Below are 14,541 nucleotides of genomic sequence, written 5' to 3'. Positions count from 1 at the left end.
GCCTCGACGCGTCTCTTTTCGTTTCGTCACGACCCCGTCCGAATACATCCGACCAGGAAACCCACATGACCGCCAAGCCAGGTTTTAACGACTACATCGTCAAGGACATGTCGCTCGCCGAGTTCGGCCGCAAGGAGATCTCGCTCGCTGAGACCGAGATGCCCGGCCTGATGGCGACGCGCGAGGAATATGGCCCGCAGCAGCCGCTCAAGGGCGCGCGCATCGCGGGCTCCTTGCACATGACCATCCAGACCGCGGTGCTGATCGAGACGCTGAAGGCGCTCGGCGCCGACATCCGCTGGGTCTCCTGCAACATCTATTCGACCCAGGACCATGCCGCGGCGGCAATCGCCGCCGCCGGCATTCCGGTGTTCGCCATCAAGGGCGAGACGCTGGTCGACTATTGGGACTACACTGCCAAGCTATTCGACTGGCACGGCGGCGGCCATCCCAACATGATCCTCGATGACGGCGGCGACGCCACGATGTACGTCCATCTCGGGCTGCGCGCCGAGAACGGCGACACGGCGTTCCTCGACAAGCCTGCCTCGGAGGAGGAGGAGGTGTTCTTCGCGCTGCTGAAGAAGCAGCTCAAGGAGAAGCCGAAGGGCTACTTCGCGGCCATTGCACAGTCGATCAAGGGCGTCTCGGAAGAGACCACCACGGGCGTGCACCGTCTCTACGACATGCAGAAGGCCGGCACGCTGCTCTGGCCCGCCATCAACGTCAATGACAGCGTCACCAAGTCGAAGTTCGACAACCTCTATGGCTGCCGCGAGTCGCTGGTCGACGGCATCCGCCGCGGCACCGACGTCATGATGTCGGGCAAGGTCGCGATGGTCGCCGGCTTCGGCGACGTCGGCAAGGGCTCGGCCGCCTCGCTGCGCCAGGCCGGCTGCCGCGTCATGGTCTCCGAGATCGATCCGATCTGCGCGCTGCAGGCGGCGATGGAGGGCTATGAGGTCGTGACGATGGAAGACGCGGCCCCGCGTGCCGACATCTTCGTGACCGCCACGGGCAACAAGGACATCATCACCATCGAGCACATGCGCGCGATGAAGGATCGCGCCATCGTCTGCAACATCGGCCATTTCGACAACGAGATCCAGGTGGCCTCGCTGAAGAACCTGAAGTGGACCAACATCAAGCCGCAGGTCGACGAGATCACCTTCGCCGACGGCAAGCGCATGATCCTGCTGTCTGAAGGCCGCCTCGTGAACCTCGGCAACGCGATGGGCCACCCGTCCTTCGTGATGTCGGCGTCGTTCACCAACCAGACGCTGGCGCAGATCGAGCTCTACGCCAACAACAAGGACGGCAAGTACAAGAAGGAAGTCTACGTGCTGCCGAAGTCGCTCGACGAGAAGGTGGCCATGCTGCATCTCGCCAAGATCGGCGTGAACCTCACCAAGCTGCGCCCCGACCAGGCCTCCTATATCGGCGTCAAGCAGGAAGGCCCGTTCAAGTCGGACCACTACCGCTACTGATATCCGGCGCAACGCGCGGCGGAGACAGCGAAGGCCGGGGCATTGCCCCGGCTTTTTGTTTTGTGGTCATCGATGCTCTGACAAAGCTGTCGCAGTCGTCATTGCGAGCGCAGCGAAGCAATCCAGGGCGTCACGCGCGACTCTGGATTGCTTCGTCGCTTCGCTCCTCGCAATGACGGAGAGGAAGCGCGCTCTGCGACATCAACGCGACGCTGCCACCTGCCGTGGGTGTGACGTTCACCCCGTCCGGCGTGACGCCAGCGCCGAGGCGCGGATCGCCTTTGCGCGCTTGGCGGCGTGATGCTCCTGACGCGCGGCGATACGCTTGTGCTTCTTCGTCTCCGCTGCCGCCACCTTCACCGCCGCGCCGCGATGCTTCGCATATTCCTCGCCATCGACGGGGCCGACATGCGGCGGGTCGTGATCGAGATAGGGCCGGCCGATGCCGAAAGTCTTGCCGTTGGCGTCGACCCATTTCCACAACTGCTCCGTCGCCACCCAGCGCTGTGCGCGGGTCGCGCCGTTGACGCTGACGATGTCGGCGGCGAGGCCGTGGCCATAGCCGCCGCGCAGGCTGCCGCCATGATAGGAGCGGTTGGTGGCGGCCTTCAGCCCGCTCGCGATCTCCTGCCGATAATCGTCGCGGAAGCCGCTGGTGATGCCCGGCGCGAGACCGGCCGCTTCGGCCGCGTGGAGCGTGTGGAACAGCTTCAGCTTGAAGCTGCGGTCCATGCCGCCGATCACATACTCCATCATGCTGCGGCCGATCCGCTCGGCGGCCTTCGGGTCCTTCCAGGTGAAATCATTGTCGACCAGCTTCGCGAACGTGCGCGTCACCTTCACCATGCGGCCCTTGCGCTTGATCGTAACGACGCGCCGCTCGGTCTCCCTGATCTTGTCGAGCTTGGGCGCGCGCTCATACATCGCCCACAGATAGCGATCGACGCAGACGTCGATATCAGGACATTCGTCGAGGATCTCGATGCGGTCGACGCTGGCGACCATGGAGTGAGGTGCTTCGGCCGCCGTGCTGGGCGGGGCCGTTTCGTCCACCGGCAGGACAGCCGAGGGGGTGATCGACGCGGTGGTGAGCGCAGGCTCCGACGGCGGCGGCTGCGTCATCATCTGCTCAGTCGTCGTCGACGCCGTGACCTCCGCGACGACCGGCGTCGCATCGGGTTCGGCGGCCCCTGCAGGCCACGCCATGACGCAGCCGGCGAGGACAACGGATCGGCACAACGCACGCGTGGTGAACTGCTGCGAGCTCATCATCCGGCCTCCCAAGATCCCAGCTCCTGCGAACAGGAGCGGTCAGGCATCCGATACCTGCGATTGTTCGGTGCAAGCCGGCCGGGCGCAACACCGCAGCGCGTGTGGTTGGCACCTTTTGCGGGAACTGTGTCTTGAGTGCAACGCCTCGAGGTTCCATCGCGCGCCGCCTCAACGCCGTCATTCATAGGGCAATCGCCACGTCGGCAAGCCGCCGGGCCTCATGACGTGCGGTCCGTCGTTGCCGCTGACGGCGACGCGGCGTAGTCTGTCGCCACGGGTTCGTGGAGCTGATGTCATGAGCACCATCGAGGTCATCGTCGGCGGCACCAGGCTGATCCGGGACTACGCGCCCGACGATTCGATCTGGTCGTTGCCCGAGGAAAAGCGCGAGCGAAAGGCGCTCGCGGACGCGCAGCGCGATCTCGCCATCGGCGCCGACCGCTTGGCGCAGACGCCCTACGCCGTGCGCGGCTGAGCTTCTCAGCGATTGGCGGGCGTGGTCTCTTTGCGAGGGCTGCGCCGCAGCAGCTTGCGCCCCGTGAGCATCGCGCGCGCGAGGTTCTCGCGCTGCAGCCGGCCGACCAGCACGACACCGAGGACATGCAGCACGACAAGCGGGATCAGCAGGTTCGACGTCACCGCGTGGGTGTCCTCGACCCACCAGATGCCGAAGAAGCGCACCGTCACCTGCATCGCGCCGGTCACGGCGGAGATGATCAGCACGAGCAGCAGCGCCAGCTGCATCGCGGTGCCGGCGGGGTTGAGGCCGAGATAGCGCCCGGTCATGCCGTGCCGCAGATTCCACAGATAAGCGGGCGTGGCGCGCAGCCGGGCGCCGAGGCTGCGAAAGCGCGAATGCCGCGTGCCGATGAAGCCCCAGATCAGGCGGAAGGCGAGCAGTCCGAGGATCGCGTAGCCGGCGGTCCGGTGCAGGCCGTCATGGACGTTCGGCGTCACCCAGGCGACGAGCACCAGCACGGCAAGCCACCAGTGCCACAGACGCAGCGGCAGGTCCCAGACCTGCACGGTCTGGGCAGGATCCGGGTCACGCTGGCCGGTCGGTTTGGGAGCTGTTCCGTGCATGGCCGTCCCATCGCGGCGTGCAGAGGATCTGCACGCCGGACGCCAACTACTTGGCGCTGACTACTTGGCGATGGTGTGCTTCAGGCTGAGGTCCTCCGGGCTGTAGAACAGCTCGTAGAGCTTGCCGCCCTTGACGCCATACACCTCGTAGCAGGTGCCCTCGACCTTGGAGCGGCGCACCTCGTAGCCCGCCTCCTTGGCCTTCGCCTCGGCCTCGGTGGCCGGCTTCCACTGCGCCTTGTCGAGCTTGGTGCAGGTCTTGTAGCCGTCGGCCATGGCCGGCGAGATGGCGAAGCCAGCGATTGCAGCGCCGATCACGGCGGCGGTGGTCAGTCTCATCAATCCCTCCAATGAACAAATACGATGCATCGTGGGATCATTGGAGACGGCAACGGGCGGATTGTGTCAACGGAGCGGCGGCTGGAATTGCTCTTAGAGAGTTTCCAAACTTGTCTGGGCCCGCAAAACAAGGGCTTTGAGAACAGCCGCGGTCTCCGCGACGTTAGGTCTCGCTGATCACTTGAAGCCCTGCGCTTTCCGCCACACCGCTTCGAATTCGGCGGCGGAGATCTCGCGCGCGGAAAATCCGCTGGTGGCATTGATCTCGGCGACGGATGAAATCGCGCCTTTGGGCATCACGACGGGCCAGCTCCTGTGAGTGTAGCTGCAGATTTGAAGACGGCCGTCGCGATACTGCTTGATCCACCGCAGCGGAATGCGGTCGCGATCGAGTTCGCCATAACACTCGATCTCGGACTTCGCGTCCGGAGGGTTGTTCAGACGAATGTAGCTGTCTGGTGGCCCATGGGGAGGCGGCAGCAGCGGCGGCAGTATCTTCAACATGTCGATGGAGGCTTGTTGACTTTCCGCTGGGGCGAACCATTCGGCGTCTTGCTGCGTCAGTCCAAGCGTCGTCAGGATTTCTGCGAGCAATACGGCAACGCCGCGCAAGGCGAGCTCCGAGCCATCGATATAGACCGTTGGCCCTTTTTCGCGATGATGTTCGATCAGGTGGCGCAACTCCAGGAGAAAAATGGTGCGGCCCGAGGCGAGCCTCAGGATCACCCCCGATGCTTCGCCGAGGCCATCCTCGTCCCACGTCTCGACGGTCCAGCCATGGCTCGCCGCCAGTTCGGCCAACCGCCGTGACACCGTCACGATGGGATAATCGACGCTCGGAAAGCGATAGTCGAAGATCTGTTCGGCGTGGGTCATGAGGCTCGCTCTTGATCAAAGGCCATGAGCGCCGCGGGATCGAACGTGATCGCCGTGATGACTCGTCGTTCAAGACCTACTCTTTCCGCGCGAAGACGGTGACGCGGCCAGGTAGATTCGGTACCGGGTCTGGCACGTCGATCCGCAGGCAATGCTCCTGAACGGTCACGTTCGGAAAGTCGGCCGTCACCTCCGTCGCGACGCAGCTCATCGATTCCCGGTCATCCTCGGAGATCTCGCCGTCAAAGACACAGAAGATGTCGATGTTGCCGTCACTGAACGAATATTGAACCTCCCGCAGTGACGCCGACACCTCGCCGAGAAGGGCGCGGTTCACTGAAACAAGGATGGACGATCTCTCGAGCAAGGCCGGACTCCGACTCCGCAACGTGCCTCGGAAGGCGATGATGATCGATGCTGCACGCCATTCTAACAGGATAAGCGCGGGGACCGTCAACGCGAGCAAGGTGGTCACTGGACGACGCCGCCGGACTCTGTCAAAATATCCGGCATGATCTTTCATGTTCACATCGCAGGCGGCGGCATTTGCGGCCGAATTCCCGACCCGGCCTGATCAGTCGGGCCGGGCGCGTTTGCCTGCGATTTGCTCCGTGAACAATTTCGGCGCCCGAGGCGGTGCCGCATGCGAGGTCTGAACCATGTCCGCGAACCAACCGACGCTGCACCTCGTGTGCGGCAAGATCGCTGCCGGCAAATCGACGCTCACGGCGGAGCTCGGCCGTCGCCCCGCCACCATCGTGGTTGCCGAGGACGACTGGCTGGCGCAGCTCTATCCGGGCGAGCAGGCCAGCCTCGCCGACTACGTCAGAAATTCGTCGCGACTGCGCGCGGTGATGGGGCCGCATGTGGTGGCGCTGCTGCGCGCCGGCGTGTCGGTCGTGCTCGATTTTCCCGCCAACACGCTGGCGAGCCGGGCCTGGATGCGCGGCCTGTTCGAAGCCGCCGGCGTGCCGCACCAGCTGCATCACCTCGACGTGCCCGACGCGGTCTGCAAGGCGCGGCTGCGGGCACGCAACGCGGAAGGCCGCCATGCCTTTACGGTCACGGACGAAGAGTTCGACCTGTTCACGTCCTACTTCATGGCACCAACGGCTGAGGAAGGATTCGACGTGATCGTGCATCGGCCATAACCTTCGGGCGCTGGGGAAGGGGGCATCATGCGTGTCGGATCGGCTTTGCTCGCATTGGTGGTGGCAGTGATGATGTACGGATCTCTCGCGCAACCCTTGACGGTCGATCCCGAGACCATCGTCCCGCTGCCGCCGGCGTTCGAGATCGAACCGCCGGCGCCGGATGTGCCGGCTGAGATGGCACGCTTCCTCGGCGCCTGGATCGGTACCTGGCATGACGACCGCCACATCCTGGTGGTCGAGCGCATCCGCGCCGACGGCCATGCCAACGTCGTGTTCGCGGTGTCGGACTCGGCCTTGTACGGCGCCAACCGGGAATGGTGGCGTGACGAAGCGGTCATCAAGGATGGTGTGCTGGTCATGACCGGGTTTCGCATCTTCCGCTATGCGTTCGATGGTCCGGACCGGCTGTATTTGACCGCGACTCTCAAGAATGGCGGCGTCACATCGGGCGCGCTGGTGCGCACGGACGCGGCCCGACTCGCGTCTGGCGAGCGTCCCGAGGACTGGCCATGGCCGGGCCAGCGCGTCTGGATTCCACATCTGACGCTGCGCACGCCCGATGGCAGCCGGCCGATCAGGCTGGAGGCGACCTACTACCCGCCGTCCGGGCCGGGCCCGGCGCCACTCGCGATCGTCACGCATGGCTCCGACGTCGGCCGTAACCAGCTGCGCACATGGTCGTTCGCTACGGAAGCGCACTGGCTGCGCGACAATGGCTTTGCCGTGCTGACCTTGATGCGGCGCGGCCGCGGCCGTTCCGAGGGCATCAATGGCGAGGAGGATTTCGGTCGCGCCCACGATGGCAGCCTGGTCGACGTCTCCTCCGGCGTGGCGCAGGCGGTCGAGGACCTCGATTCCGCGATCACCTTCGGTCGCAGCTTGCCCGGCGTGCGCCCGGGTCCGGTGCTGCTCGCGGGCCAGTCGCGCGGCGGCTTTCTCGCCATGCACTATGCCGGCCTCAAGCCGGCCGAGGTGATAGGCGTGGTGAACTTCTCCGGCGGCTGGTACCCCTACGGCCCGGTCACCACGCCATACTACGCCAATGCCGGCCGCGACGCCGCCGGGAAGGTGCCGCAGCTCTGGCTCTATGCCGACAACGACAAGCTCTATCCGGAGACGCTGATCCATGAGTATCACGCCGCCTTCGCTGCCGCGGGCGGCAGCGTGCGCTTCGACCTGCTGCACGGCGTTCCCGGCGACGGCCATCTGCTGCGCCTCTATCCCGACCGCTGGCGCGCCATCGGCGACGCCTTCCTGGCGTCGCTCGTGAAGTGAGCAAGACATTTCGATGAAAGTCGTCAGTTGTGCCGCGTTGCTCGTCTCTGGTCTTGCGCTCGCGCCGGAGGCCCGTGCGCTGGACTGCAAGAACGCGCAGCAGCCGGTCGACAAGATCATCTGCGCGACGCCGGCCCTGAGGAAGGCCGACGACGCCATGAGCGCCGCCTATTTCAAGCTGCTGCGCGAGACCACCGATCCTGAGTTTCACGAGGCGCTGGTCCGGAGCCAGCGGCGCTGGCTCAAGGTCCGGTCCGGCGGTGTCGATCGGTTCGGTGCGGCTGAGAACGATCCGGATGCCCAGCAAAGCGATGCGAGTATCCTCCTGGACCTCACGCGTAGCCGAGCAGATCAGCTGCAACGTGGCGAGTTGATCCGCACCATGGAGGGGCAGCGGAAGATTGTCGCGAGGGACAGCGGTGGCGCATTCGCCGGCTTCGATCCTGCGTCATGCTTCTTCTCGCCTCCGCCGTATGGGAACTGGTCTTACACATGTCTCAGCGGAGCCTATCGCCAGCACCAGGACCGCATCTGCAGCGTGAGCCTGGAATGGGCCAGCGGCCATATCACGGAGGTGCGGAGGCTCGACGTGGTCAAGGATGGTCGTGCGAGTCCGAAGGCAAGCTGCGCGATCGGCTACTCTGCCAACGACGACAAATGCCCGGAGCCGGACGACGACGCGGAGGCCAAGAGAATGGCTCATTGGGCCGTGGTGCCTTCCGGGGCGGCTGGCACCGCAGCGCCAGCACCAGACAAGCGCTGGAAATACGATCCGGATGCCGACGATCGCCTGGCGGATCAGCCATGGATGGAGGACTGCCTGTTCGCGCCGGTCTTCCCGCCGCCGAGCCAGAGTCGGTCGGCTCCGGTGGCCAAGCCGTAGCGAGGTCGTCGCCCGGATCAGAGCAGCGACATCCGGGTTCAGCGTGATGGCGTGTGAGACCCCGGATGTCGCTGCGCTCATCCGGGCTACACGTTGCGAGCCAGTGCCCGCCGCTCCTACGCGCTCGCCAGCCCGATCCTCAGCCGCCGGTTCTGCCGGCCCTTGTTGTCGACCTTCAGAATGCGGATCCGCCGCGCCTGCGCCGTCGAGACCAGGTGCGTGCCGCCGCAGGCCTGGCGGTCGAGGCCGTCGATGTCGACGATGCGGATCAGGCCATCGGCCTGGCGCGGCGGGGCGACGGATTTGGCGCGGAACAGGCCTGCGGTGGCCTGCGCGTCGTCATAGTCCATATCGAAGGCCCGGACCGGGCGGTCGTCTGAGATCGCCGCGTTGACGGCGTTCTCCACCGCGCGCAGCTGCTCCGAGGCCACTTTGGGCAAATCGAAGTCGACGCTGAATTCGTCGGTGTCGGTCATGCGGACCCCGGTCAGCAATGCGCCGTCGAGCAGCGTGTAGACGGCACTGTTGACGAGATGGGCGACGGTGTGCTGCTCGCACATCCGCTGCCGGAACGTGCGATCGACACGCAGCGCGATCGATCCTTCCGGCACGGCCTCGTCGCCGATCAGGTGCCAGAGGCCGTCGGCGGTGGGCTCCAAGCCGATCACGTCGTGGACCGCGCCGTTCCAGCCGATCGTGCCGCGGTCCGGCAACTGGCCGCCACCGCCGGGATAGAACGGCGAGCGCGCCAGCAGCACCGCGCCGGGGCGCGCAGCCAGCGCCGCGACCTCGAGCTCGAGGACATCGGGATGATCGACGGCAAAGGGACGCGGCAAGAAGGCGGTCATGCAAGCGGTCCGCTTAACGTAGTCCGGATGAGCGACGCGATATCCGGGTTCAATGCAGCTGCACCTGAGACCCCGCATGTCGCTTCGCTCATGCGGGCCACTAGTCCGTCCCACAGATACGCAGCACCGCTCGTCTGCGCAACTTGCCCGCGCCCATCGTTGCCGGGCGGCGCCTCACCGGCACGCCGCGACCGTGAACCAGGCCATGCGGAACGCGCCGTCGCCCAGGCGGAGACATACCGTGTCGCCGGGCTGCAGCCGCTCGTAGAGCGCCTGCGAGACATGCGCCTCGCTTGGTGTCGCGAACGGCCCCCACGCCTCCAGCGCAACCTGATGGCCCGCAAGCCGGCTGTGGCCGAGATGCTTGGCCAGCACGCGGCTGCGCAGCAGCGCCGGTGCCGAGCGGTCGAGCGCGGCATTGAACTGGCCGAGCGAACCGAACGCATAGGCGCCGACGAAGACGGCGGCCAGCAGCAGCCGCCAGCCGCGCCGGCGCAGCTGCGTCTCAAAACGCGCGGCGACGATCAGGAACACGATGGCGACGGCGATCGCGAACGCCGACAGCGGCAGCCAGCTGACGAGGTTGACGTCCGACAGCGTGCGTGCGGCGAGCGTCCCGGCCGCCACGATGCAGCTGGTGCCGAGATTGGCGCCGTAGCCGGAGCCCAGGCCAATCCGGAACCGGTCCGGAAAGCGCAAGGTGAGGACCAGCGCCAGCAGCGGGATGATCGTGACCAGCGCGATCAGCTGGCCGGCCGGAAAGCTCGGAAACAGCGACCACGCCGCAAGCCCGATCGCGGCGATCGTGACGCCAAGGGCGACGCGCTGCGCCTGCAGATTGCCGCGGTCCCGGCGGCTGCCGTCGGTGGGCATGTCGTTGTGCGGGTCGGGGGCGTTCATCGCAAGGTCCGTCTGAGAGTAGTCGCCTTGATAGAGCAGGAGAGTTGATCGAATGCGAATGGGCCGGCGATTTGACAGGAGCAGGCGGGGTTGCGACTGTCCTTTCAAGATAAAACGCCAGGAAGACCCCAAGGAAAGCTCGAATGTCCACAGAGCATGTCGACGTGCTGATCGTCGGCGCCGGATTGTCCGGCATTGCCGCCGCCTATCATCTGCAGCACAAATGCCCCAGCAAGCGCTTCGCGATCCTGGAGGGGCGCGGTGCCATCGGCGGCACCTGGGACCTGTTCCGCTACCCCGGCATCCGCTCCGACAGCGACATGTACACGCTCGGCTATTCGTTCAAGCCATGGACCGATCCGAAGGCGATCGCCGACGGGCCGCAGATCCTGAAATATGTCCGGGACACCGCGACCGAGAACGGCATCGACCGTCACATCCGCTTCAACCATCGCGTCATCAGCGCGTCCTGGTCGAGCGCCGAGGCACGCTGGACCGTCGAGATCGAGCGCAGCACGGAGCAGGGCACGCGCGAGCCCGTGTCGATGACCTGCGGTTTCCTGTTCATGTGCTCCGGCTATTATCGCTATGAGTCCGGCTATCTGCCGGACTTCAAGGGCATGGCCGATTTCAAGGGCCGCATCGTGCATCCGCAGGCGTGGCCTGACGATCTCGATTATAGCGGCAAGCGGGTCGTCGTGATCGGGTCCGGCGCGACAGCCGTGACGCTGGTGCCGGCGATGGCCAAGAGCGCTGCGCATGTGACGATGCTGCAGCGCTCGCCCACCTATGTCGTGTCGCGCCCGGCGAGGGACGCGCTGGCCAACAAACTACGCGAGCATCTGCCGGCAAGCCTCGCCTATCACCTGATCCGCTGGCGCAACGTGCTGTTCGGAATGTATTTCTTCCAGCTCAGCCGGCGCAAGCCTGATCGCGTCAAGCAGCTGATCCTGGGCGGCGTGCGCGCCGCGCTCGGCCCCGATTACGATGTCGCGACACATTTCACGCCGCGCTACAATCCGTGGGACCAGCGGCTGTGCCTGGTGCCGGACGGCGATCTGTTCCAGACCATCCGCGAGCAGCGCGCCTCGGTGGTGACGGCCGGGATCGAGACGTTCACCGAACGGGGCGTGCGCCTCACCGATGGGCGCGAGCTTGAGGCCGACATCGTGGTCACCGCGACCGGGCTGGTGCTGCAGGTGCTCGGCGGCATCGAGATCGCCGTCGACGGCCGCACCGTCGATTTCTCCCGGACGCTGAACTACAAGGGCATGATGTATTCCGACGTGCCGAACCTGGCGGCGACGCTCGGCTACACCAATGCGTCCTGGACGCTGAAATGCGACCTGACCTGCGAATATGTCTGCCGTCTGCTCAACTACATGGACCGGCATGGCTACCGCCAATGCGTGCCGCACAATGACGATGCCACCGTCACGCCACTGCCATCGCTGAGCTTCAGCTCCGGCTACGTGCAGCGCGCGGTGGCCGACCTGCCGAAGCAAGGCTCGAAACGGCCGTGGCGGCTGTACCAGAACTACGCGCTCGACATCGTCTCGCTGCGCTTCGGCAAGATCGATGACGGGGTGATGCGGTATTCGTGAGGGAGAGAATCCGGCGGCCTGCGTTTCTGCATTGGGGACGCGGGCCTCATGGTTCGAGACGGTGCTGATCAGGCGGGACGAACGTCGGCGCGGCGATGACGGTGCTCTCCCTCTCCCCGTTCTTCACGGGGAGAGGGAGCGCAGCGGCGCTCGTGGCGATCCTGCGGGCCGATCCGGGCCGCGATCTCGCGACCTTGCGAATACCGATGCTCCGGGAGAATGTTGCCGCCGCGCGTCCTGACGGCGCGAGGATCCGCATTCTCGGCCGTAACCGCTCACCGTTCCGCCGTCCCCTCGCGCAACGGCGCGCGGCTGAGGTCGTTGCCGGCGGCGATGGCCTTCTGCATCAGGCGGATCAGCTCGTTCGTCTCGGCCTTGGTCAGACCCCGCACCATCAGCCGCTGCGCGGCCTCGACCGCCGGTGTGATCGCATCCAGCGCGCGCCGGCCCTCATCGGTGATCAGCAGCTCGCGCGAGCGGCGATCACGCGCGCTGGCCTGGCGGACGACGAGGCCCTTTTGCGCGAGCCGGTCGATCACCCCGGTGATGGTGGTGCGATCATAGGCGATCAGGCCTGCGAGGGTGATCTGGTCGATTGCCGGGTTCGCCGCGATCGCCGCCAGGGCCGCATATTGCACCGGCGTGAGGTCGAAGCCGGCCGCCTCGACCTCGCTCAGGAACACCGCCACCGCGATCTGCTGAAACCGCCGCGCTAAGTGCCCGGGCATCTCCTGCATCTCGGCCAAAATCGAATCTCCCTGCCTTCGCTTGACGAGCATACTGATGATCAGTATGCTGATCAATAGAGAAGAACGAGGGAGGGCGGTCACATGCAGTTTCATCTCAATGGCTTCCAGCCGGGCGATCCCGAGATTTTCGACGCGGCCGAGCGCGTGGCGAGCCAGGGCGCGGCAGGCCCGCTGCCCGCCGAGGTCGACGTGCTGATCGTCGGTTGCGGCCCGGCCGGCCTCAATCTCGCGGCCCAGCTCTCGGCGTTCCCCGACATCAAGACCTGCATCGTCGAGCAGAAGCCGGGGCGCCTTCTGCTCGGGCAGGCCGACGGCATCGCCTGCCGCACCATGGAGATGTTCCAGGCCCATGGCTTCGCCGAGCGCGTGCTGAAGGAGGCCTGCTGGATCAACGAGACCACGTTCTGGAAGCCGGACGAGGCCAACGGCGCACACATCGCGCGCAGCGGCCGCGTGCAGGATGTCGAGGACGGCCTGTCGGAGATGCCGCATGTGGTGCTCAACCAGGCCCGCGTGCACGACTTCTTCCTCGATGTGATGCGCCGTTCGGCGGCCAGGCTCGAGCCGCATTATTCCCGGCGGCTGCGCGATCTGGCGATCGATCCCGCGGCCGGCGCGAACGCGCACGGCGTCACCGTCAGCTTCGACCGCATCGATCCCGGGCATGAAGGCGAGGTCGAGACCGTCCGCGCGCGCTACGTGGTCGGCTGTGACGGCGCGCGCAGCGTCGTGCGCAAATCGATCGGCCGCGAGCTGCAGGGCGATTCCGCCAATCACGCCTGGGGCGTGATGGACGTGCTCGCCGTCACCGACTTTCCCGATATCCGCTTCAAGTCGCTGATCCAGTCGGCCAAGGACGGCAGCCTGCTGGTGATCCCGCGCGAGGGCGGCTACCTGGTGCGGCTGTATGTCGAGCTCGCCAAGCTCGATGTCGGCGAGCGCGTGGCGGGCCGCAACATCACCGTCGATGAGGTGATCGCCAAGGCGAAGCGGATTCTCGCGCCGCATGCGCTCGAGGTGAAGGAGGTCGCGTGGTGGTCGGTCTACGAGATCGGCCAGCGCATCACCGACAAGTTCGACGATGTGCCGGAGGCGGAGGTCGCGACCCGGCTGCCGCGCGTGTTCATCGCCGGCGATGCCTGCCACACCCACAGTCCGAAGGCGGGGCAGGGCATGAACGTGTCGATGCAGGACACCTTCAATCTCGGCTGGAAGCTCGCCGCCGTGCTGGGCAGGCGTAGCGCGCCGGAGCTGCTGCACAGCTACTCGGCCGAGCGCAAGGCGATCGCCCAGGAGCTGATCGATTTCGATCGCGAATGGTCGGGTATTCTCGCCTCCGCCGCCAAGCAGGGCGGCGCGGACGCGGCCAGGACGCAGGACTATTTCGTCCGCCACGGCCGCTACACCGCGGGCACCGCGACCCATTATCGGCCGTCCGTGCTCACCGGCGACGACACCTTCCAGCAACTCGCCACGGGCTTCGTCATCGGCAAGCGCTTCCATTCGGCGCCAGTCATTCGTCTCGGCGATGCCAAGCCGGTGCAGCTCGGCCATGTGCTCCAGGCCGATGGGCGCTTCCGCCTGTTCGCCTTCGCCGGCGCCGATGATCCAGCCGCGCCGGATGCCGCGATCCGCCGTCTCTGCAAGTTCCTCGCCGAGGATGCGGCATCGCCGCTGCGGCGCTACACGCCTGGTGGCGCCGATATCGATTCCGTGATCGACCTGCGCGCCGTGTTCCAGCAGGCCCATCGCGCGCTCGCGCTCGAGACGATGCCGGCGCTGCTGCTGCCGCGGAAGGGCCGCTACGGCCTGCTCGACTACGAGAAGATGTTCTGTCCCGACCTGACGGGCCGCCAGGACATCTTCGCGATGCGCGGCATCGATCGCGCGGGCGGCTGCCTCGTGATCGTGCGGCCCGACCAGTATGTCGCCGACATCATGCCGCTCGACGACGTCAGCCGCCTGGTCGCCTATTTCGACGCCTTCATGCTGCCCGCCGGTTGAAGGTAAACGAAATGCAAATCGCAGCTCCGGATTTCCGGGGCTGGCGCTAGCCAGATCCCAAGGTTTC

The 14,541-nt window shown here is 66.0% G+C and carries 15 protein-coding genes; 7 read left to right on the top strand and 8 right to left on the bottom strand.

Features of this window, described 5'->3' with window-relative positions:
• Nucleotides 1-65 precede the first annotated feature (65 nt).
• The gene (gene ahcY / locus QQL87_RS11615; protein WP_284418067.1) at nt 66-1,487 is read left to right on the top strand and encodes an adenosylhomocysteinase; all 1,422 of its coding nucleotides are present in this window, start codon (nt 66-68) and stop codon (nt 1,485-1,487) included.
• Nucleotides 1,488-1,724: 237 nt separating this feature from the next.
• Here ahcY and QQL87_RS11610 read toward each other — a convergent pair whose 3' ends face one another.
• Nucleotides 1,725-2,759 carry a hypothetical protein gene (locus tag QQL87_RS11610; RefSeq protein ID WP_284418069.1) on the bottom strand — a complete coding sequence of 345 codons (1,035 nt, stop codon included), beginning with the start codon at nt 2,757-2,759 and terminating at the stop codon, nt 1,725-1,727.
• Between the two features lie 295 nt (nt 2,760-3,054).
• Here QQL87_RS11610 and QQL87_RS11605 point away from each other — a divergent pair, with 295 nt between their 5' ends.
• Nucleotides 3,055-3,234 carry a hypothetical protein gene (locus QQL87_RS11605; protein ID WP_284418070.1) on the top strand — a complete coding sequence of 60 codons (180 nt, stop codon included), beginning with the start codon at nt 3,055-3,057 and terminating at the stop codon, nt 3,232-3,234.
• 5 nt (nt 3,235-3,239) lie between these two features.
• On the opposite strand, the gene QQL87_RS11600 is transcribed toward QQL87_RS11605, so the two are convergent.
• The 4 genes from QQL87_RS11600 to QQL87_RS11585 all read right to left on the bottom strand — a co-directional run bounded on the left by QQL87_RS11600 (nt 3,240) and on the right by QQL87_RS11585 (nt 5,580).
• On the bottom strand, nt 3,240-3,842 hold the full coding sequence (locus tag QQL87_RS11600; RefSeq protein WP_284418071.1) for a cytochrome b/b6 domain-containing protein: 603 nt from the start codon (nt 3,840-3,842) through the stop codon (nt 3,240-3,242).
• Between the two features lie 60 nt (nt 3,843-3,902).
• Complete coding sequence (locus QQL87_RS11595; protein ID WP_284418073.1) at nt 3,903-4,181, bottom strand: PepSY domain-containing protein; 279 nt, start codon at nt 4,179-4,181, stop codon at nt 3,903-3,905.
• Nucleotides 4,182-4,358: 177 nt separating this feature from the next.
• Entirely contained in the window at nt 4,359-5,057 is a 699-nt protein-coding gene (locus tag QQL87_RS11590) for a DUF6881 domain-containing protein (RefSeq protein ID WP_284418074.1), read from the bottom strand.
• A gap of 76 nt (nt 5,058-5,133) precedes the next feature.
• Nucleotides 5,134-5,580: a MafI2 family immunity protein gene (locus QQL87_RS11585; protein ID WP_284418075.1), complete on the bottom strand. Its 447-nt coding sequence runs from the start codon at nt 5,578-5,580 to the stop codon at nt 5,134-5,136.
• Between the two features lie 136 nt (nt 5,581-5,716).
• Here QQL87_RS11585 and QQL87_RS11580 point away from each other — a divergent pair, with 136 nt between their 5' ends.
• From QQL87_RS11580 to QQL87_RS11570, 3 genes are all read left to right on the top strand, one after another.
• On the top strand, nt 5,717-6,208 hold the full coding sequence (locus QQL87_RS11580) for a P-loop nucleotide/nucleoside kinase family protein (RefSeq protein WP_284418076.1): 492 nt from the start codon (nt 5,717-5,719) through the stop codon (nt 6,206-6,208).
• Nucleotides 6,209-6,277: 69 nt separating this feature from the next.
• Complete coding sequence (locus QQL87_RS11575) at nt 6,278-7,486, top strand: alpha/beta hydrolase family protein (RefSeq protein WP_284418077.1); 1,209 nt, start codon at nt 6,278-6,280, stop codon at nt 7,484-7,486.
• A 13-nt stretch (nt 7,487-7,499) separates the two neighbouring features.
• A complete protein-coding gene (locus QQL87_RS11570; RefSeq protein WP_284418078.1) occupies nt 7,500-8,369 on the top strand; it encodes a lysozyme inhibitor LprI family protein in 870 nt (289 codons plus the stop codon).
• A gap of 116 nt (nt 8,370-8,485) precedes the next feature.
• Here the strand turns inward: QQL87_RS11570 and QQL87_RS11565 are convergent, their stop codons facing one another.
• Together QQL87_RS11565 and QQL87_RS11560 are read right to left on the bottom strand one after the other, a co-directional pair.
• A complete protein-coding gene (locus QQL87_RS11565; protein WP_284418080.1) occupies nt 8,486-9,217 on the bottom strand; it encodes an alanyl-tRNA editing protein in 732 nt (243 codons plus the stop codon).
• Nucleotides 9,218-9,391: 174 nt separating this feature from the next.
• Nucleotides 9,392-10,117, bottom strand: coding sequence for a hypothetical protein (locus QQL87_RS11560; protein ID WP_284418081.1), 726 nt, complete (start codon nt 10,115-10,117; stop codon nt 9,392-9,394).
• A 143-nt stretch (nt 10,118-10,260) separates the two neighbouring features.
• Between QQL87_RS11560 and QQL87_RS11555 the strand changes: the two genes are divergently transcribed.
• Nucleotides 10,261-11,721 (top strand): flavin-containing monooxygenase, encoded by a 1,461-nt coding sequence (locus QQL87_RS11555; RefSeq protein WP_284418082.1) that lies wholly within the window; start codon nt 10,261-10,263, stop codon nt 11,719-11,721.
• 275 nt (nt 11,722-11,996) lie between these two features.
• On the opposite strand, the gene QQL87_RS11550 is transcribed toward QQL87_RS11555, so the two are convergent.
• Nucleotides 11,997-12,449 (bottom strand): MarR family winged helix-turn-helix transcriptional regulator, encoded by a 453-nt coding sequence (locus QQL87_RS11550; RefSeq protein WP_284418172.1) that lies wholly within the window; start codon nt 12,447-12,449, stop codon nt 11,997-11,999.
• Nucleotides 12,450-12,551: 102 nt separating this feature from the next.
• Here QQL87_RS11550 and QQL87_RS11545 point away from each other — a divergent pair, with 102 nt between their 5' ends.
• Nucleotides 12,552-14,474 (top strand): FAD-binding monooxygenase, encoded by a 1,923-nt coding sequence (locus tag QQL87_RS11545; protein WP_284418083.1) that lies wholly within the window; start codon nt 12,552-12,554, stop codon nt 14,472-14,474.
• Nucleotides 14,475-14,541: the final 67 nt, after the last annotated feature.

Origin of the sequence: Bradyrhizobium sp. SSBR45G (assembly GCF_030159255.1) — a bacterium.
GTDB lineage: Bacteria > Pseudomonadota > Alphaproteobacteria > Rhizobiales > Xanthobacteraceae > Bradyrhizobium.
This window is presented reverse-complemented; position numbering and strand designations above follow the sequence as displayed.